18 protein-coding genes are annotated in these 17,939 nt (G+C 55.4%); 8 read left to right on the top strand and 10 right to left on the bottom strand.

All coding sequences use genetic code 11. The features are described 5' to 3' along the window. The first annotated feature begins 4 nt into the window (after positions 1-4). Positions 5-697, top strand: a complete 693-nt coding sequence (locus G7W63_RS17475; RefSeq protein ID WP_166261381.1) for a TSCPD domain-containing protein — start codon at positions 5-7, stop codon at positions 695-697. Between the two features lie 88 nt (positions 698-785). On the opposite strand, the gene G7W63_RS17470 is transcribed toward G7W63_RS17475, so the two are convergent. The 3 genes from G7W63_RS17470 to G7W63_RS17460 all read right to left on the bottom strand — a co-directional run bounded on the left by G7W63_RS17470 (position 786) and on the right by G7W63_RS17460 (position 5,537). Further along, entirely contained in the window at positions 786-2,930 is a 2,145-nt protein-coding gene (locus G7W63_RS17470; RefSeq protein WP_166261378.1) for a 3-hydroxyacyl-CoA dehydrogenase NAD-binding domain-containing protein, read from the bottom strand. A gap of 32 nt (positions 2,931-2,962) precedes the next feature. Then, on the bottom strand, positions 2,963-4,327 hold the full coding sequence (locus tag G7W63_RS17465) for an acetyl-CoA C-acetyltransferase (RefSeq protein ID WP_166261375.1): 1,365 nt from the start codon (positions 4,325-4,327) through the stop codon (positions 2,963-2,965). A 181-nt stretch (positions 4,328-4,508) separates the two neighbouring features. Continuing rightward, entirely contained in the window at positions 4,509-5,537 is a 1,029-nt protein-coding gene (locus G7W63_RS17460) for an MBL fold metallo-hydrolase (protein ID WP_341273693.1), read from the bottom strand. A 225-nt stretch (positions 5,538-5,762) separates the two neighbouring features. Here G7W63_RS17460 and thpD point away from each other — a divergent pair, with 225 nt between their 5' ends. Next, complete coding sequence (gene thpD / locus G7W63_RS17455) at positions 5,763-6,668, top strand: ectoine hydroxylase (protein WP_166261372.1); 906 nt, start codon at positions 5,763-5,765, stop codon at positions 6,666-6,668. Positions 6,669-6,742: 74 nt separating this feature from the next. On the opposite strand, the gene G7W63_RS17450 is transcribed toward thpD, so the two are convergent. Then, positions 6,743-7,456, bottom strand: coding sequence for a glutathione S-transferase N-terminal domain-containing protein (locus tag G7W63_RS17450; RefSeq protein WP_166261369.1), 714 nt, complete (start codon positions 7,454-7,456; stop codon positions 6,743-6,745). A gap of 220 nt (positions 7,457-7,676) precedes the next feature. Between G7W63_RS17450 and G7W63_RS17445 the strand changes: the two genes are divergently transcribed. Beyond that, positions 7,677-8,138 carry a host attachment protein gene (locus G7W63_RS17445; RefSeq protein ID WP_166261366.1) on the top strand — a complete coding sequence of 154 codons (462 nt, stop codon included), beginning with the start codon at positions 7,677-7,679 and terminating at the stop codon, positions 8,136-8,138. 133 nt (positions 8,139-8,271) lie between these two features. Here G7W63_RS17445 and G7W63_RS17440 read toward each other — a convergent pair whose 3' ends face one another. Beyond that, a complete protein-coding gene (locus G7W63_RS17440) occupies positions 8,272-8,811 on the bottom strand; it encodes a hypothetical protein (RefSeq protein ID WP_166261362.1) in 540 nt (179 codons plus the stop codon). A 227-nt stretch (positions 8,812-9,038) separates the two neighbouring features. Between G7W63_RS17440 and G7W63_RS17435 the strand changes: the two genes are divergently transcribed. After that, a complete protein-coding gene (locus G7W63_RS17435; protein WP_166261359.1) occupies positions 9,039-9,899 on the top strand; it encodes a PA4780 family RIO1-like protein kinase in 861 nt (286 codons plus the stop codon). An 11-nt stretch (positions 9,900-9,910) separates the two neighbouring features. On the opposite strand, the gene G7W63_RS17430 is transcribed toward G7W63_RS17435, so the two are convergent. From G7W63_RS17430 to G7W63_RS17415, 4 genes are all read right to left on the bottom strand, one after another. Then, positions 9,911-10,327 carry a hypothetical protein gene (locus G7W63_RS17430; protein ID WP_166261356.1) on the bottom strand — a complete coding sequence of 139 codons (417 nt, stop codon included), beginning with the start codon at positions 10,325-10,327 and terminating at the stop codon, positions 9,911-9,913. A 73-nt stretch (positions 10,328-10,400) separates the two neighbouring features. Continuing rightward, positions 10,401-10,988: a DJ-1/PfpI family protein gene (locus G7W63_RS17425; protein ID WP_166261352.1), complete on the bottom strand. Its 588-nt coding sequence runs from the start codon at positions 10,986-10,988 to the stop codon at positions 10,401-10,403. Positions 10,989-11,025: 37 nt separating this feature from the next. After that, entirely contained in the window at positions 11,026-12,363 is a 1,338-nt protein-coding gene (gdhA, locus tag G7W63_RS17420) for an NADP-specific glutamate dehydrogenase (RefSeq protein WP_166261347.1), read from the bottom strand. Positions 12,364-12,470: 107 nt separating this feature from the next. Beyond that, complete coding sequence (locus G7W63_RS17415; RefSeq protein WP_207308986.1) at positions 12,471-13,220, bottom strand: hypothetical protein; 750 nt, start codon at positions 13,218-13,220, stop codon at positions 12,471-12,473. A 341-nt stretch (positions 13,221-13,561) separates the two neighbouring features. Here G7W63_RS17415 and chaB point away from each other — a divergent pair, with 341 nt between their 5' ends. The 4 genes from chaB (at position 13,562) to G7W63_RS17395 (ending at position 16,550) form a co-directional block, all read left to right on the top strand. After that, complete coding sequence (chaB, locus tag G7W63_RS17410; RefSeq protein ID WP_166261344.1) at positions 13,562-13,792, top strand: putative cation transport regulator ChaB; 231 nt, start codon at positions 13,562-13,564, stop codon at positions 13,790-13,792. Between the two features lie 171 nt (positions 13,793-13,963). Beyond that, on the top strand, positions 13,964-14,737 hold the full coding sequence (locus tag G7W63_RS17405) for an ABC transporter ATP-binding protein (RefSeq protein ID WP_166261341.1): 774 nt from the start codon (positions 13,964-13,966) through the stop codon (positions 14,735-14,737). Next, entirely contained in the window at positions 14,734-15,714 is a 981-nt protein-coding gene (locus G7W63_RS17400; protein ID WP_166261338.1) for an ABC transporter substrate-binding protein, read from the top strand. The genes G7W63_RS17405 and G7W63_RS17400 overlap by 4 nt, the downstream gene beginning before the upstream one ends. Positions 15,715-15,779: 65 nt before the next feature. After that, entirely contained in the window at positions 15,780-16,550 is a 771-nt protein-coding gene (locus tag G7W63_RS17395; RefSeq protein ID WP_166261335.1) for an ABC transporter permease, read from the top strand. A 49-nt stretch (positions 16,551-16,599) separates the two neighbouring features. On the opposite strand, the gene G7W63_RS17390 is transcribed toward G7W63_RS17395, so the two are convergent. Then, positions 16,600-17,790: an AI-2E family transporter gene (locus G7W63_RS17390; protein ID WP_166261332.1), complete on the bottom strand. Its 1,191-nt coding sequence runs from the start codon at positions 17,788-17,790 to the stop codon at positions 16,600-16,602. Between the last annotated feature and the right edge of the window lie 149 nt (positions 17,791-17,939).

Here is a 17,939-nt window from a genome sequence, read left to right as displayed (position 1 = left end):
GACCATGACAGTTAAAATCAGCAACAAAATCGTCGGTTACCGGGTTACCAAGGCCGACAGTGCAGCCCAGCCGGCAGCAGAGCCGGAAACTAAGGTATTGCAGCCCGTACAGATGAACGAATACATCGAACGGCCGGATTTTCTGCTAGGCACCACCTATAAGATCAAGCCGCCCATTGCAGAGCATGCGATGTACATCACCATCAATGACATTCTGCTGAATGAAGATACCGATCATGAGAGCCGCCAGCCCTACGAGGTCTTCATCAACTCGAAGTCCATGGAGCATTTCCAGTGGGTGATTGCTCTCACTCGCGTTATCTCGGCTGTGTTCCGTAAAGGGGGCGATGTGACGTTTCTGGTGGAAGAATTACGCTCGGTCTATGACCCCAACGGCGGTTATTTCAAGAAAGGCGGGGTCTTTATGCCGTCTCTGGTTGCAGAAATCGGGGCAGTTATCGAAAAGCATCTCAAGGCCATCGGTCTGATTGAAACCGAGGAGATGAGCGAGGTTACCAAGCGCATTCTGGCGGAGAAAAGGGCCGAATTCGAGTCGAACCAGGCGGCACGAAATGACGAGTCGGTCGGCGACTACCCGGCCAATGCCACCATGTGCGGCAAATGCAGCACCAAGGCCGTTATTGTGATGGACGGCTGCGCAACCTGTCTTTCCTGTGGTGACAGCAAGTGCGGCTGAGGTAGTCACCACCCTCTAGCGCCAAGTAAAAGGCCCGGAAGTACAACTTCCGGGCCTTTTTGGTTAGCCTCCGACTGCTACTTCATCTTCATGCGTGCTCCGCTGAGGTTTTCTCGTGCGCTTCGACAGGACTGCCTTGACCCCACCCTTCATCCGGGCTGAAACGTTCACCGTAGCGCTTCGCCAGAGTCTCAAGGGATTGCCGGACCTCGTCAAAACCACGCTTGTGTGCGTAGGTCATCGGCCCGCCTCTGAAGGGCGCAAACCCGGTTCCGAAGATCATTGCGCCGTCTGCAAGTTCCTCATTCTCGATGACTTTCTCACGCACACAGGCCATGCAGGCGTTCAACATGGGCAGGAGCAGCCGGTCCAGCGCATCGTCCGGAGCCTTGGCCGTTTTATCTTTCTTGTCTGCCTTACCTTTCTTCCATTCATACAGGCCTTTACCGGTCTTTTTACCCAGATCGCCTTCTTCCACCTTGCGCTCCAGCCAGTCGGGAACAGGCGGCATGGGTGAGTCCAGCCGTTCCTTGAGCATGTTGGCCACACTCAGACAGATATCAAGACCAACCTGGTCCGCCAGCTCAATTGGGCCCATGGGCATGCCGAAGTCCTCTGCCACCCGGTCGATCGTCTCAGCCGGAATGCCTTCATCCAGCATAACCATCGCCTCCACAAGATAGGGGGTCAGGGCACGGTTCACCAGGAAGCCAGGGGCGGTATTGACCGGCGCAGGCAAACGGTCGATTTGACCGACAAAACGTCGTGCCCGCTCCTCCACTTCATCGGCGATCTTGTCGTGTTTGACGACCTCCACCAGTGGCATGCTCGCCACGGGGTTGAAGAAGTGCAGACCGACCAGGCGGGCCGGGTCTTCCAAAGCGTCCTGAAGAGATTCCAGGGGAATACTCGAGGTATTGGTGGCCAGAATGGCGCCTTTCTTGAGCTGGGGCTCCACTTCCTTGTAGACCTTGTGCTTGATCTCCACCTTTTCAGGCACCGCTTCAACCACCAGGTCTGCCCGAACCACTGCCCTATTGCCCATATCTGGCGTGAGCCGGTCCAGGATGTCGCGCCGTTCGGCTTCCGTGCGGTGTTTCTTTTCACACAGTTTTGAAAGTTTACCAACGGCCTCCGCGACTTTTTCGGGCTCCATGTCGAACAGGGTGACGCTCAGGCCCTGGTATGCACACCAGCCAGCAATATCGCCCCCCATCTCGCCAGCGCCAATAACATGGACGTGCTTGATGGGCTCCGCCTTGGTTTTGGTAAGGCCTTTCATTTTTTCACGCAGGAAGAAGACCTTCACCAGATTTCGGGAAGTCTCGGTCATCATCAGACGGGCAAAGGACTCAATTTCAGCCTTTCGCATGGCCTCTGAGTCCCCACCGTGGTGTTCCCAAAGCTCGATCAGCGCTTGCGGGGCCGGATAATGCTTGGGCGGGGCCTTGCTCGCGGTCTGGGAGCGCATCTGCCGAATCTCCAGCTGGCGGGCCGGCTTGGTGCTGAGGACCCGGCCTCTCATGCCGCTGTTGCTCTGCTCGATTTCTCCCCGTAAAGCTGCTTCTATGGCAGCTTTAACGTGACGCTCTTCCAGGACATGGTCGACGGCTCCGAGCTTTTTTGCCTTGCCGTGAGGTACGGTTTTACCAGTCAGCATCAGCGTCATCGCTTCAATGGGATCTACCAGGTGGGTGAACCGGGCAGTTCCTCCGAGTCCCGGGTGCAGCCCCAGCTGGACTTCCGGAAACCCCAGCTTGGCACCGGGTATCGCAAGGCGGTAATCACAACACAAAGCCAGCTCAAGGCCGCCGCCAAGGCAGGCGCCATGGATAATGGCAACGGTTTTGAAGGGCAAGGCTTCAAACCGGTCCACCACCTCGTGGGCCCGGCTCAGCTTCTCAATCACATCAGCTTCAGACTCTAACTGGGAGAACTCGGAAATGTCCGCTCCCATGCCAAAACCGGAGGGCTTGAGGGAACGAAGTGCCAGTCCGCGGGGTGGCTTTTTTTCAAGCTCGTCGACAATTTCCCCCAGCTCCTGTAACACTTCTGCTGAAAGCACATTGGCGCTCGCTTCCTGTTTGTCTAACACCAGCCAGGCAAGATCGCTCTGGTCCCGGGCAAGCTTCCAGTGCTTCCAGTTACCAACGGACGCCTGGGTATCTGAACTTTCAAAAGGGCCCCGCTCCATTTCGCGGGTGCTTAACGCTTTAAGAATATGACCAGTCATCACTCTCTCCTTGACGATCTAATCTCGCTTCCCTAGACAGTTTCAATCAACATGGCACCGGACTGCCCACCGCCAATGCATTCACTGGCAATGCCCCGCTTCAGGCCTTTGCGGTCAAGAGCATTCATCAGGTGCAGAACGATTCTGTTGCCGCTGGTGCCGACCGGGTGCCCGATCGCCACAGCACCACCGTCGATATTCAGCCGCTCGGGGTCCAGTTTCCCCATGGGTTGGTCCAGACCCAGAGCGACTTTGCAGAATTCCGGGTCCTGCCAGGCTTCAAGACAGGCCAGAACCTGGGCTGCAAATGCTTCGTTGATCTCCCAGAGATCAATATCGTTAAGGCCCGCTTTATGCCTCTGAAGAATGGCCGAAGAGCTCAGTACCGGCCCGAGGCCCATGATTTTGGGGTCGAGGGCTGACCATTCGCTGTCCAGGATGACGGCCTTGGGCGTGAGGCCGTGTTTCTTGACGGCCTCTTCCGAGGCCAGAATCATCCAGGAAGCACCGTCGGTTACCTGCGAGCTGTTACCCGGCGTTACCTGACCAAAAGGTGGTTCAAAGGCAGGCTTGAGCTTACTGAGCGAATCGGTGGAGGTATCGGGGCGGACCCCGTCGTCGCTTTTGAACAGCTTGCCCTCGGGTGAGACCGCAGGCTCTATCTCATCATCCAGCCAGCCCTCCTCCTGGGCCCTGGCGAGACGGTGATGGCTGGACACCGCATACTCGTCAGCGGCCTGGCGGCTGATCTTGAATTGTTGCGCCAGTACCTCGGCGGTCTGCCCCATACTCAGCCCTACAATCGGATCGGTAAGCCCCTTGACCAGGCTGATCTCAGGCTTGAAATCCGAGGGACTGAGCTGGGCCAAGTGGCGGGCATAGTCCTGGGGAGAAGAGGCAGCGCTCAGACCTGCCAGCCATTCAACCGCATCTCTTTGCATGACCATGGGCGCATGACTAAGCGCTTCGGTTCCGCCCGCCAGGATAAGGTCGCTGTCGCCATCGCGGATGTATTTATAGGCGGTATCAATGGACTGCATACCTGAGCCACAATTGATCTGGACAGTGAAAGCCGGCATGGCCTCCCCCATCCCCAGGCGAAGCGCCGCAATCCGTGCCGGGTTCATCTCTGTGGGTATTACATTGACGCAGCCGAGGATGACCTGATCGAACGCGTCCGGCTCCATCGGCTGGCGCATGAGAAGCGGGCGGCCGCACTGGACAGCCAGATCAACGGGTGAAAAAGGTCCGGGGCGGCCCTGAGCTTTCAGAAACGGGGTTCTTGAACCGTCTACGAGGTAAACGCGGCGCGACTTGGTACCGGCACCATTGCCATTGCTTCTGGCGGTTGACTTGGTCGGTTTATTTGCTGGTTTCTGCTCTTGACTCCGTGTCATCGACATCCCTCCGCAACCTGATCGTTTAGTTCTGCAAACAAGAGTGTTTACCGACTTGATCTGGAAAGAACTGCTCGGGAAGCTTTCCTGAAGACGCCTCAGGGGATCCGGCGCCTTTAAAATAGATGGCTACGGCCCGTTTAGTTTCAAGGCCGTTGCCAGACAATCAACCTATCATGGTCTAACAGCCACGGCTACAGCTACCGGCTTGATCGAATTCCATGGTCATGCCGCTAAGGGGAACATGGACCGGCATGTTGGCGGCACTAATAAACTTTTCGGTCCGGGTCCCGGGCAGCACCTCACCGTCGCGGGTAGCTTCCTCATTAGCATGGGAGGCAATCACGGATTTCGGCCTGATCAGTTCGTTCACTACATGGGCAGCTTCTTCCGGCCCGGTTGTGAAGGTATCGCCGATATTCATCACTGCCATTGAGGCGCCATAATAGTCGCGCACGACTACCTGTTGCTCGGCCGTGATCCCGGTATCCCCTGACAGGTAAGCCACCAGCCCATTGCTGAACTTCAGAACATAGCCCGTGGGCGGACCCACGTAGGCGGTAATACCGGAATTCGTCATGTAGTCCGCAAGAGGTCCTGTCAGAAAGCCGGGCGCCAGGCCATTACTGTGAGTCGCAGGTACAGTCGTGATACCCACGCCTCCGACTTCCGTCATCGCACCGAACCGGACCAGTACAGAGTCTTCGGATTTGCCGCCGGCTTTTTCCAGCTTGGCGGCAAAGAAACTCGGCATTTCGCTTCCCGTCACGATCTTGGCGCCCTTTTCCACCGCGATGGCAACACTACTGGAGTGCGGCATGGCGTCGACAGAAAAGTCCGGATTGGCGCAGGTACCGGCATTAGGTGACTTGGTGTGCCGATCGCCAATGTGGTCACCATGGACGTGGGAGACCAGCACGATGTCGATGTCAGCCAGTCGCGGGTCGTCTGGGCCTGCCACAGTACGACCGGCGTCATACAGTATCCGGGTGCCGTTGGGATCCTCGAAGACCAGCGCCCGGTCGAGGCGACAGAACTCGCCTTTCTGGCCGCCAAGGGGCGTCACTTTGACGGTTCCGGCCGTGTTGGCGGAGGCCGACCCGACTGCCAGACAGACCATGGCAATAACTGATGTTATAGGGCCTGCGCTGGCCAAGCCGGTTCCAGACCAGCAGCTACGTTCATTAGAGCTGATTCGTTTCGACCTCATGCTGTATCTCCAGTTCTTATTATGCTGATGGTTTTATTCTGCTCTCAAGGAATACGGGAAAGGAAGCAAAATGGGCCTCTTATGTATCTGCTTAAGTAGCTGTGCTCTTTCATTACGATGCGCTCATAAATCATGCTAAATCCCGTTTGATCCTTTATTGCTGTTGAAAACTCGATATTTAGCCTGCAACTTAAGCCTGTTGCACCAGAAAAAGGAGGAACTGGCATGACACGCGCGCAAGATCTTTTTCCCACCAGGCTGGAACGAAAACTGGGCATGTTCGAGCGGCTTGATCCCGTTGTACATACCCCGGAAGAGCAGCGGTCGGAGGGACCGCTTTCAGCGGAAAAGCTCAAGGAATTTGAAGACAAGGGGTTCCTGTCATTCGAATCCTTCTTCACCAAGGAAGAAATGGAGAAGTTCATACAGGAGCTTCGGGATTATGAATATGATGAAGACCTCAAGCTGTCAGAAGGTACTATTCTGGAACCGGGAAAAGAGGAAATCCGCTCTATTTTTGGGATACATGAGATTTCCGAACGCTTCGACCGATTGACCCGGGATCCCCGTTTGGTGGAGATGGTTCAGCAGATACTAGGGAGCGAGGCCTATATCCACCAGTCCCGGATCAACTACAAACCGGGTTTCAAGGGCAAGGGTTTCGACTGGCATTCAGACTTTGAAACATGGCACAGCGAGGATGGAATGCCTCGGATGCGCAGTGTCAGTTGCTCAATCGTCATGACGGACAATAACGAATTCAACGGGCCGCTCATGCTGATCCCGGGCTCCCAGAACTATTTTGTGCCCTGCACCGGGCGCACCCCAACGGATAACTACAAGGAATCACTCAAGAGTCAGACCGTGGGCGTACCCGACGCCGGCAGCCTGCGCGCACTGATGGACGAAAACGGCATTGAGGCACCGAAAGGGCCCGCAGGCTCGCTGATCATGTTCGAATGCAATACATTGCATGGCTCCAACATCAACATGTCCTGCTGGCCCCGAAGCAACCTCTTTTTCGTTTACAACAGCGTGCATAACACGCTTGAAGAGCCCTATTGCGGCAACAAACCGCGCCCTGAGTTCCTAGCCAACCGCAAAAATTGGGATCCGCTCAAGCCTCTGTAGCATCAGCAAAAGTCAGCGATCGGCACCAATGTAACTGGTGCCCGATCGTGTTCGTGGGGCATGTTTCATGTGACCTAAGGCAAAACGCTGCCACCACCGGCTGGGCCTTTCACGGCAGCCCGCTCCGCCGACTCCTGTTTCTGCTCCGGTGTGGGAATTTCCATCCCCTGCTCCACCGCCGGGCGCTCCCCCACTCTGCTTAGCCAGTCCAGCAAGGGCTTAAGGTTGGCAATGGCCTGCGCATCCTCCTTCGCCAATTCGTCACTGCCGGTCCGGGCCCAGGCGTAACTGGCGATGTCCGCAATGCTGTAGTCTTTTCCGCCCAGGTAGGGAGCCTCTGCCAGCCGTCCATTCATGACTTCAAGTAAACGAAGAGTTTCTTCCCGGTAGCGTTTGATACCGAGCTCACTTTTCTCCGGAGCGGCATTTTTAAACCAGTGCCACTGGCCAACCATGGGCCCAAGATGGGCCATCTGGAAGAACAGCCAACCCATGACCTCCGTACGCCCCTGGCCACCCGCTGGCAAAAACTTACCGGTCTTTTCCGCCAGATACATCAGAATGTTACCAGACTCGAAAATACGCCTGGGCTGGCCAGATCCATCGTCGGGCTCATGGTCGACAATAGCTGGGATCTTGCCGTTGGGACTCAGTTGGCGAAATTCTGAGTGGTGCTGCTCACCCTTGCCAATATCCACCGCCGTTACCCGGTAGGGCACCGCAAGTTCCTCCAGCATTATCGAAGCTTTGCGACCGTTGGGGGTACTCCAGGTATATAGGTCTATCATGGCTGATTCTCCTTGGGTTGCTTCAATGGGGTCCTTCTCACATTCAGCCTACACCCAGCTTAACGGGTCGTTAAACCCTCGAGGCGTGAAAGCAGCTTAATCACTCCGGCTTGAAGACCAGCCACCACGGCCTCACACTAGTCTAATGAGTGCTAGTATTCTGCCAGGTGCAGAAAAGCACGCGGGAGTTGTGACAGTCACGTCCACAAGGAGGGATTTCATGAGCAATCCACATTTCACCATGCCCAAGGTCCGGATTATGGTTGCGGATGCCAGTAAAGCTCGTTTCTTTAGTGTCGATAGCCCCACTGGCGAGCTTATCGAGTTGGAAACCGAGGCCAACCCCGAAGGTCGAATGCATACGGGGGACCTCGAGGCTGACGGCCCGGGTGAGAAGTATGCACCAGGAAGTGTTTCCAAAGGCATGGTTGATGAGCCAACCGACGCAAAAGACGTGGAGATTCAGCGTTTTGCTCGCGAGTTAGTGGAGAAGCTGGAAAAGGAACGCGCCCGTGGTGAAATAGAGAAACTGTATGTGGTAGCGCCGCCCTCCTTTCTGGGCGAACTTCGCCACGCCATGAAACCAAGTCTGAAGGCCATAGTGGCAGAGGAGATAAACAAGGACCTGTCACGGGTGGGAACCCGCGAGCTTCGCAAGCACTTGCCTGAGCGCCTCAAATAACGTTCAGTAACGAGCCCGGCGCGATTGGTTCGCTGTCACCGCGAACCAATCGCCTGGCATTGTCATTTCTGTGTCTGTGCTTGCGGTCACCCGGCCTTGTTCAGAGTCCACGATACCGCGTCGTCAGCCAGGCTCAGAGTGTTCGAATCGCCTTGATGTGCTTCTTGTTAAGCTCCGCTTTGGCTTCTTTTAGCTGAGCAGCTGTCGCTGCATGCACCGTCAGGACGTATTGACCCTTTTGCAGGGCTGAGTTGGCTTTGGCCATGTAGGGCATGTGATCTGGGCGACTGGTGACAAGTCCCCCAAACATCATACCGATGACTGCCAGGAACGCCACTGCCAGGGCCAGGGCGACCACGAAGTTCTGGGTGATGAAGGGTATGCCGAGAGCGCTCAGTACAAGTATCAGTACCACGCCAGCGCCAGCGCCAGCCAATCCCAGCCAGATATGGGACCGGATCATGGTTTTCCACATACCCGTCGGCTCCGGCTCAAGTTTGAGTTCCCTGTTCTCGTCATGGTCCTCTGGCCTGATTACGAAAACCTGATTGTCTTCAAGACTGGTGGCATCGAGAACTGCCCAAGCCGCTTTTTCGGCATCCGCTTCATTATCGAAGATGGCCGTTGCCTTATGGTCTATTTTTTCGCCGGATAAACTTTTCGCGGGTTTCATAGGCGTACCTCCCTTGCCTGATCGTGAACGTAGACTTCCGCTACTCCTTTCTACCCTACAAAAAAGCCCGTGGGTTGCCAAACAAAGTTGCTCAGGCTCACTTTCAGCCTCTGTGCCGTCTGATAGAGTGAAGGGAGTCAGTTTCAGGATTTTCAGGTAAGATGGCACTATACTCTGGCGTAAAGCCAAACATTCGCAAGGCATTGGCCGCCACCCGAAAAGGTTCTATGAAAATACCGAAGAGATTACAGCCCCTCGTTGATGATGGCATGGTGGACGAAGTTCTGTTCCAACTGATGAGTGGCAAGGAAGCACAGGTTTATGTCGTGCGGTGCGGTTCCTCAGTACGGTGCGCGAAAGTCTACAAGGAAGCCCAGAAGCGCAGCTTCAAACAGGCTGTTCAATATCAGGAAGGCCGGAAGGTTCGTAACAGCCGCCAGGCGAGAGCCATGGGCAAAAAAACCCGTTACGGCCAGAAAGAACAGGAAGACGCCTGGTTGAGCGCTGAAGTGGACGCCCTGTACCGGCTTGCTGGCGCAGGTGTCAGGGTGCCGGAGCCGCTCGGTTTTGTGGACGGCGTGCTGTTGATGGAAATGATTGCCGACGAAGATGGCAAGGCAGCTCCCCGGCTTGATGATGTAACGCTCACCCCGGAACAGGCCAGGGAATACTACGCAAAGGTTCTCTCCGATGTTGTGCGCATGCTCTGCGCCGGCCTCATTCACGGTGACCTTTCAGAATTCAATGTGCTGGTAGACCCGAGCGGGCCCGTTATTATTGACCTGCCCCAGGCTGTTAACGCATCAGGCAACAACAGTGCCGAGCAGATGCTCGAGCGGGACGTTGACAACATGCGGCGTTACTTTGGACGTTTCGCCCCGGAGCTGATGGCCACGGATTACGGTAAGGAAATCTGGGCGCTCTACGAGACCGGCGACCTGCATCCGGACAGCAAGCTGACAGGCCGCTTCGAGCACGACACCACCAGCGCCAATGTTGATGAGCTTATGGCGGTCATTGACGCTGCAAAAGAAGAAGAGCTCGAGCGTCTTGACCGAATGCGTGATGCCGAAGAGGATGACGACTAGGCGGCAGCCATTCAGTTCCTGTCCGACTTAGGCAAGAACCGGCTGAAGTAAAAGTTGGACAGGAAAAGAAACGCAAATACCGGATACGGCAAATAGTGCAGCATCAGCAGAAGCAGATCCGACTCATTAAAGCCTTCGCTCAGGAATACAAACCCCGCCCAGGCAAAAAACAGAGCCCCAAGTCCGCCCCCGTATATCCAGAGCAGCCTCGCTCGCTCTGCGCCCGAGGGGTAGCGTCTGAGTATGCGAGCTGTCGAGAAGCCCATAACCAGGCCTATCCCCAGGGCTATCACCAGTGTCAGCATTAAACCCGACAGCCCCAGGACGTACCGTGCCAGGTAGTTCCCGAGAAAGAACAGCGCAAGCGCACTAAAGGCCACCAAAGTGACCTGGGGCATCTTTGACTCGTCCGGTTTTGGCTTGACCATTCTGTAACTCCATGTTGGTCACGAACAGGGGCAGATGCCCACTACCATTGATAAGTTTTTGTAAGGTATGAGTTTAAGGATTCCCTGTCCATGAAAACATCATCTGGTGGGCGGTCCGCTCGGCCAGTGCCTGACTGTGTATCCGGCTCACCAAATGTAGGCTCATATCGATCCCGGCCGAAATACCAGCCGATGTCACTCTGTTGCCCTGATCCACCCATCGCACGCCGGCAATAACATCCAGACCGGGGTAGCGGGCTTTCAGGTTCGGAATGTCCTCCCAGTGGGTGGTCACCGGTTGGTCCCGGACCAGTCCCGCCTGGGCCAGCAGAAATACTCCTGTGCACACAGAGGCAACCAGTCCAGCGCTCCGGCCCTGGCTGGCGATCCAGTCGATAACCCTGGACTTTTCCATCTCAGCGGTATGAACACCACCTGGAACGATGAGAAGATCGAGTTCCGGATGATCATCAAAGCAATAATCTGGTAGCACTCGGAAGCCGGCCCGCGCAGAAACGGCGGCAGCCGTTTCTGCAATGAGAAATACGTCAAAAGGCGTCTCATCTTCTTCACAAAGGCGGGCTGCGGTGGAAAAAACTTCGAACGGGCCCGAGAAATCCAGCACCTCTGCCTGATCAAAGATAAAGATACCGATTTTCATAAGCCCACTCCGGCCAAACCAGGCACTTTGTGCTGACCTAAAGCACACCCTGGGCACGCATGGCATCCGCTACCTTCATGAATCCCGCAACGTTAGCACCCTTCACGTAATCCACAGAGTCACCTTTTTCCCCATGACGCTGACAGCAATGGTGAATCGAAATCATGATTTCATGGAGCTTGTTATCAACCTCACCCTCTGTCCAATGATGACGCATGGAATTTTGGGCCATCTCCAGACCACTGACAGCAACACCACCAGCGTTGGATGCTTTACCCGGGGCATAGAGAATTCCGGCATGCTGAAACACATCTACGGCATCGAGAGTGCTCGGCATGTTGGCGCCTTCAGCAACGCAGAAACAACCATTCTCTATAAGGGTCCTGGCGGCGAATGCATCCAGCTCATTCTGGGTTGCGCATGGCAAAGCCACATCGCAGGGATAGTTCCAGGGCACGCCGCCCTTCTCATACTCCAGACCATACTTTTCGGCGAGTTCTGATAGCCGGCCCCGTTTTTCGTTCTTAAGCACCATGAGGTACTGCCACTGCTCTAAGGTAAAGCCGTTGGGGTTGTAGACTGTTCCCCCCGAATCAGAGAAAGTGACTACCAGTGCGTCAAGCTCAATTGCCTTACCTGCCGCATGCTGGGCCACATTTCCTGAGCCGGAAATAGCGACTTTGAGACCGCTGAGTTTTTTGTGCCGGGTTTTGAGCATCTCCTCAACGAAATAGATTAGACCGTAGCCGGTCGCTTCAGGTCGGATAAGACTACCGCCAAAGCTGACACCCTTGCCGGTCAGAGCCCCGGTCACCTGGTTACTCAGTTTGCGATACATCCCGTAAAGGTAGCCCACCTCCCGACCACCCACGCCAATGTCACCCGCCGGAACATCGACATCCGCACCGATATGACGGTAAAGCTCGGTCATAAAAGCCTGACAGAACCGCATGACTTCGCCGTCGCTTTTCCCTTTCGGGTCAAAATCAGAGCCACCTTTCCCACCACCTAGCGGCAGCGTGGTCAAGGCATTTTTGAACACCTGCTCAAATGCGAGGAACTTGAGAATGCTCAAATTGACCGACGGATGAAACCGTAGCCCTCCTTTATAGGGCCCTATAGCGCTGGACATCTGCACGCGGTAGCCCCTGTTGACCTGTACCTTGCCATTGTCGTCTACCCATGAAACCCGGAACTGGATGACACGCTCAGGCTCCAGCATACGCTCAAGGAGATTCTGGTCCTGACACTCGGGGTGTTCCTTAAGAAAAGGCGCGAGGCTGTCCAGGACTTCCTCAACAGCCTGGTGGAATTCCGGTTGATCTGGATCCCGTGCTTTTACTTTATTCAAAATTTCCGTCAATGATGCGTCCATTGGAGCTCCTGGTTATAGAGACGTTTGAAATATAGGGTTTTTACAGTATAAAGAAACAGTCTCAACGCTGCATGCAAGTGATGTGCCGCTCTAAACGACCTGAAACATCAGTTCCGGTAGGTCTCGAGTCGCTTGAGCCAGCCGGGCAGCCAAATCTCTTTTTCGATGGCTTTATCTGCATTATTGGCCCGCCGGGTGAGCATTTGTCCGGCAGCATCGCGGAACGCCAGCAAGGCAGTTGCCGGATCTGTTCCGCCTTCACCCATGGCCTGCAAGACCTGAAGTAATCCCCAGCCCTGGTTATTGTAGCGCTCCTGATTCGAGAGTCCCTCGCCCTTGAAGTTCACGTAGTCGATCAATGCATATACCCCTCCCGGCGTCGATGTCAGGGCCTCCAGCCTACGGCGGATCAGTTCGCGGTCTTGGGGGATCACCGCTGCAATGACGCGCTCAATGGACCGCTGGGCACGACCAAACATAAACTCCGCCTGTAGGCCGCTGGTCTGGACAAGAAACTGGCGCAGGCTATCAACTTCGGCACTGTCGCTTACTTGCAGAAACTCATCGCGGTCTGGCCAGGGTGCGTCAAAGGGTTCAAGGCCCTGCAGCACCTGGGGCAATGCGACCGACCGATGCTGCATGAAAGCAATCAGGTCCGGAAAGCTTTCGACGAACCGCCCGCTGACATCGGTCGGGTACCAGATAAAATGCCCTATACCGAGAGACGGAAAAGCCTCGCCCTTGTTCCAGTGCACCAGACACGAGGTCTTGCCCGCACACTCGTTCTGGAAGACTTTCTGTCCGACAACCGTCAGCTCCGCATCACTCAAACGCAACTCAATGGCAGCAACGCTCATGGAGCTTGTGATCAGAACAACAGCATGCGTCAGCTTAAGCGTGTACGCCTTGAGAAAACGGTATAAAAACACGATAGGTTTCTGCCACGAACGGGAAGGGTTCAGACATTCACACCTGAAACGACAGGTGAGGCGTGCTGTTTGTGCCTGAGTTTAGCTCGGCGGCATGGCGCTCCGAAAGCCTCGCTCAAAATTTTTTACCAACAGACCGGTACATACAGGCTGGAACCCTGGAACCTTTGCACGTTACTCTTTTTACGGCTCCCTCCCGTAACGTAACGGATCAGGCTGGCCACTGCGTTTTTACACGTGAAACAGGTGAATGTGAAAAGGAGATCCATATGCCTTATGACAAGAAATCCGAGCTACCCGATAACGTCAAAGACAACCTTCCCAGCCACGCCCAGGAAATCTATATGAAGGCCTTCAACTCCGCATGGGACGAATACGATGACCCGGAGGATCGCCGGGGCAATTCCGGTCGGGAAGAAACCGCCCATAAGGTTGCCTGGTCAGCGGTGAAGAACGAGTATAAAAAAGAAGGCGACCGTTGGGTAAAGAAAGATTCCTGACCCACCTTTCTTTTGAGAGCCTCCATATATCAGTTGCCCCGGATCTACCCCTGAACAGTTGTGCCTTTTAAGAAGGGCACCCCTGTTCAGGGGTTTTCTATCGTCATTTTTAGTTATAAAATACTGAGATGATATTCTCAAAATGAATATATAGATATTCTGGATTGATATATGAAGTTGCAATTCGAGCAGGTCACCAAGACCTTTGGCAGCCTTGAGGTAATCAGGCACTTTGACACCCGGGTCGAGACTGGTGAAATTGTTGCCCTGGTTGGCCCCTCTGGCTGTGGAAAATCGACTCTGCTGCATATGGTTGCAGGGCTCGAATCACCTTTCTCCGGCAGATTGCTGGTTGAGGGCAAACCTATTACCGAGCCCTCACCGCAGCGTACGCTTGTTTTTCAGGAGCATGCACTCTACCCCTGGATGACATTGCTTGAGAATGTTGCCCTGGCCCTTGAGTTTCAGGGCAGGCCCCGGAAAGAAGCTCTGGCCGAGGCTGGAAATTGGCTGGCCAAGGTAGAGCTGCCAGGGTTTGAGGACTATTACCCCCACCAGGTTTCAGGGGGTATGCGCCAGCGCACGGCCCTGGCCCGGGCCTTTATCGCGCGGCCGCAGGTTCTGCTTCTTGACGAACCTTTCGGGGCCCTGGATGCCCTGACCCGGATGACCCTGCAAAGTGTATTGAAAGATCTGATCGAGGAAGAGCGCCCTACGGTGCTGCTCGTTACCCACGACGTTGACGAGGCTCTTTATCTGGCAGACCGGGTGATGGTGTTCAGCCATCGCCCAGCCACCATTCTGAAAGAGATAACCCTCGGCCACATTCCCAAGACTCACGACCTTTCTGCCTTCGCGGCTGAGCGTCGGGAAGTGCTTGAGCTCCTTGGAATTGACGCAGGCTCCAATAAACAGGCTTCAAACCCAGAAGGAACACACCCATGAAACGTTGGTTACTTATACCCCTGCTCGCCATTTTGGCCAGTACAGCTTTTGCCGCTGACAACCTGAGAGTGGGCTACGTCCGCGTAATGGATGATGCCCAGGCCATGCTGGCTTATGAGGCTGGTCTTTACGAGAAGCACGGGCTTGACGCTGAACTTATCGAGTTCACTTCCGGTACCGACCTGATCAAGGCCATTGTCGGTGGCCAGTTGGATATTGGTGTCCTTGGTTTTTCCAACGCCTTCACCTGGGTTTCAAAAGGTGCGGATCTGAAAATCGTTGGCGGCGCCCAGCGGGGCTATCACTCGTTGCTGGTCCGCAAGGATTCAGGCATTGAGTCGGTTGAAGACCTCAAGGGCAAAAACCTCGCCTCGCAGAAACAGGGAAGCACTGCCGATATCGTGCTTAAAGGCGTGATGCTGTCAGAAGCAGGCCTTGAGCCTTCCGACCTGAACATCATGGGTGTGGCCCCGGCGGTTGCGGTCCAGTCTCTGGTCGGTGGGCGCGTTGATGCAGCCTTCCTGTTCGAGCCCTACGACCGGATCGCACAGCTGGTGGCCCCGGTTGAGCAGATCTATGAGATTGGTGAAGTCTGGCCTTTCCCGTGCATGGTGGTCATCACATCCGGCGAGACACTTGAGAAGCGCAAAGACGTCATCTGGGCAGCACTCGATGCCCAGCGCGAGGCCATCGAGATGCTGGAAAATGAGCCAGCCAAGGCAGCGCCCCTGATCACCGACTACTTCATTAAGGAGCCGACCCTTAAAACTCTGGAGCACGGTGAAATGGCCAGCGTTGATGTTATCGAGGCGGCCATCGAAACCCAGGACTTCAGTGCCAGGTTGACTGAAGATGACATCGCACGGATGAAAGAGCTGGCCGGCATCATGCAGGAGCAGAATATTCTGCAGGTCGCTGGCGAATTTGATGTAGACGCCCTGCTCGACCTGTCCTGGCAGCAGGACCGCAATCCCTGAATCTGTAGCCGGTGTACGTAAACCCGTGCACCGGCCCGACCATCCACCCAAAGGCCGTTCCACCCATGAGTTCTACCCAGTCGACGGGCGTTCAGAGTAAAACCGCCTACCTCATAGCAATCGCCATCATCCTGTTTTTCTGGCAGGTGGCAGCCTGGTTCCTGCCCGATTTTCTGATGCCCGATGTCTGGACCGCCATGCTCCGTTTGTGGCAGGAGCTGAACAGTGGTGAATTCTACGAGGGGCTTGCCAACAGTATGAGTCGGCTGGGGGCGGGGTATGGTACAGCGCTCTTTTTTGGAATTATTCTTGGTCTTCTGGGCGGCACACTCAATGCGGTTCGCAGCCCGCTAAAGGCCGCCATAATCATTCTTCAGTCGATCCCATCCATTGCCTGGGTGCCCTTGTTCCTCATCCTTATGGGGTTCGGCAACCTGCCCATTATTGTTGTGGTCGCCATTGGCGCCTTCTTCCCCACCGCGCTGAGTGTCATGAATGCCACTGAAAGTGTTGAGAAAGTGCATATTTCGGCAGCTCGGGTCATGGGTGCTTCGCGATTTCAGATGCTGCATCGGGTGTACTTTCCGGCCGTTACGCCAGAGCTGATCACCGGCGCCCAGCTGGCTTTTGGCAACGCCTGGCGCGCGTTGATTTCCGCGGAGATGATTGTCGGCTTCAGTTCCGGCCTGGGACGGTCCCTCGCCTATTCCGGTGAAGTGGCGGACATGACCGGCGTCATGACGAACATACTCGTTATTGCGATACTGGCGGCGATTATTGACCAGGTCCTGCTCGAGAACATCAAGCACCGGCTGCTGCGCTACCAGTATCTCTGAGGTCCGGATTCACCAGGCACCCTTCAGTAGCACTCAGGCATTCTCCGAATCACTTGGCCAACAGCTCCCCAACCGGACGCAGATTGGTCACGTGGTCGCACAGTGTCTTGATGATCATGAGTACCGGTGTGGCGATAATCAGGCCGATCGGACCCCATAGCCAGCCCCAGAAAATCAGGCCGACAAAAATCACCACTGCATTAAGGCTGGAAAGGTGACTGGTCAAAAAGGGTGTGATCAGATAGCCCTGGATACTGGTAATAACCAGTGAGGTGCCGGCAACGATCACCACCATATCGAATGAACCGAACTGAATAAAAGCTGCGGCACCGGTGCCGATGAGCACAAGGAAGGGTCCGAGATAGGGTATGGCACTGGCAACCCCCGCTACCGCTCCCCACAACCCGGCCTGCTCTACTCCCATAAGCCAGAAGGCAAGCCATGTAAAGATACCCACGAACAGCGCCCCCAGGAGCATGACGAACAGGAAACGCCGAACCTGCTGGTGAAACTCGTTCATGATCCGAGCGGCCTTGCGCATACGCCCGAAAGACGGACCGGAGATTCTCACCACTTTTCGCTTGTAGAGGCTCCCCACCGTCAGCAGGAAGAATACCAGCAACAGGGTAGACAGGGCTTGAGAAAGCATGACCAGGGCGGCAGAAGAGCCCTCCAGCAAGTACTCCTGCACATCAAAAGGTTTTTCCACGATCCGGACAGCAGTGGCATCGTCCATCGCCGCTTCAGCCGACTCGTCATCACCGGTCGATTCTTCAATTTTTTTGGCCGCGATCTGGGCCTTTTCCATGACGCCCTGTTCTTCCGGACCCTTGCGCGACTCGTTGCGCTGGAACTGATTGATCGCAACGGGGACCTTATCGAGCATCGCAATGGCTTCCCGCTGAAGGGGAACGCTGGCGCCGGCAATGGCCGCAATCACCGCCACCGTGACCAGGGCCGCAGCCAGGGCCCGTGGCACCCATAACTTTTCCAGGGCTGACACCAGGGGATCAAGGGCATAGCTGATCAGGACAGCGACCACCAGCGGTAACAGAACTGCCTGTGCCCAGTCGATAAAATAAAGGGTCGCCACGGTGGTGAGAATGACCAACGACATACTGCGGACATTCACGGCTTCTATGAGCGGGCCCTTGGTACGGTCGCTCCCCTGCTCGGAGGTAGCAAGCTCTTCACTCAGGGTTGATGACTGGGCAGATCCTTCGCGCTTGTCCTCTGGCATTGCTCCTACCTCTTCCTGAAGCTGGTTATTCCTGAAGCTGACTGTTTTGTACGTCGTGCAACGAACCTTAACTGAATATTCCTTCCATATACATTCGAGCATAAACCAAACGGGCGACGTCATGGAAAGATGTCCATTCTTTCATGCTC

Source organism: Marinobacter salicampi, from assembly GCF_011074795.1.
In the GTDB taxonomy this organism is placed as follows: Bacteria; Pseudomonadota; Gammaproteobacteria; order Pseudomonadales; family Oleiphilaceae; genus Marinobacter; species Marinobacter salicampi.
The sequence above is the reverse complement of the archived record's forward strand: the minus strand, read 5'-3'. Positions and strand labels throughout refer to the sequence as shown.

Excerpts from the sequence above, each read along its gene's own strand:
- G7W63_RS17475 (WP_166261381.1), top strand. The coding sequence starts at position 5 with ATGACAGTTAAAATCAGCAACAAAATCGTCGGTTACCGGGTTACCAAG.
- G7W63_RS17470 (WP_166261378.1), bottom strand. The coding sequence starts at position 2,930 with ATGACTGGTCATATTCTTAAAGCGTTAAGCACCCGCGAAATGGAGCGG.
- G7W63_RS17465 (WP_166261375.1), bottom strand. The coding sequence starts at position 4,327 with ATGACACGGAGTCAAGAGCAGAAACCAGCAAATAAACCGACCAAGTCA.
- G7W63_RS17460 (WP_341273693.1), bottom strand. The coding sequence starts at position 5,537 with ATGAGGTCGAAACGAATCAGCTCTAATGAACGTAGCTGCTGGTCTGGA.
- thpD (WP_166261372.1), top strand. The coding sequence starts at position 5,763 with ATGACACGCGCGCAAGATCTTTTTCCCACCAGGCTGGAACGAAAACTG.
- G7W63_RS17450 (WP_166261369.1), bottom strand. The coding sequence starts at position 7,456 with ATGATAGACCTATATACCTGGAGTACCCCCAACGGTCGCAAAGCTTCG.
- G7W63_RS17445 (WP_166261366.1), top strand. The coding sequence starts at position 7,677 with ATGAGCAATCCACATTTCACCATGCCCAAGGTCCGGATTATGGTTGCG.
- G7W63_RS17440 (WP_166261362.1), bottom strand. The coding sequence starts at position 8,811 with ATGAAACCCGCGAAAAGTTTATCCGGCGAAAAAATAGACCATAAGGCA.
- G7W63_RS17435 (WP_166261359.1), top strand. The coding sequence starts at position 9,039 with ATGAAAATACCGAAGAGATTACAGCCCCTCGTTGATGATGGCATGGTG.
- G7W63_RS17430 (WP_166261356.1), bottom strand. The coding sequence starts at position 10,327 with ATGGTCAAGCCAAAACCGGACGAGTCAAAGATGCCCCAGGTCACTTTG.
- G7W63_RS17425 (WP_166261352.1), bottom strand. The coding sequence starts at position 10,988 with ATGAAAATCGGTATCTTTATCTTTGATCAGGCAGAGGTGCTGGATTTC.
- gdhA (WP_166261347.1), bottom strand. The coding sequence starts at position 12,363 with ATGGACGCATCATTGACGGAAATTTTGAATAAAGTAAAAGCACGGGAT.
- G7W63_RS17415 (WP_207308986.1), bottom strand. The coding sequence starts at position 13,220 with ATGAGCGTTGCTGCCATTGAGTTGCGTTTGAGTGATGCGGAGCTGACG.
- chaB (WP_166261344.1), top strand. The coding sequence starts at position 13,562 with ATGCCTTATGACAAGAAATCCGAGCTACCCGATAACGTCAAAGACAAC.
- G7W63_RS17405 (WP_166261341.1), top strand. The coding sequence starts at position 13,964 with ATGAAGTTGCAATTCGAGCAGGTCACCAAGACCTTTGGCAGCCTTGAG.
- G7W63_RS17400 (WP_166261338.1), top strand. The coding sequence starts at position 14,734 with ATGAAACGTTGGTTACTTATACCCCTGCTCGCCATTTTGGCCAGTACA.
- G7W63_RS17395 (WP_166261335.1), top strand. The coding sequence starts at position 15,780 with ATGAGTTCTACCCAGTCGACGGGCGTTCAGAGTAAAACCGCCTACCTC.
- G7W63_RS17390 (WP_166261332.1), bottom strand. The coding sequence starts at position 17,790 with ATGCCAGAGGACAAGCGCGAAGGATCTGCCCAGTCATCAACCCTGAGT.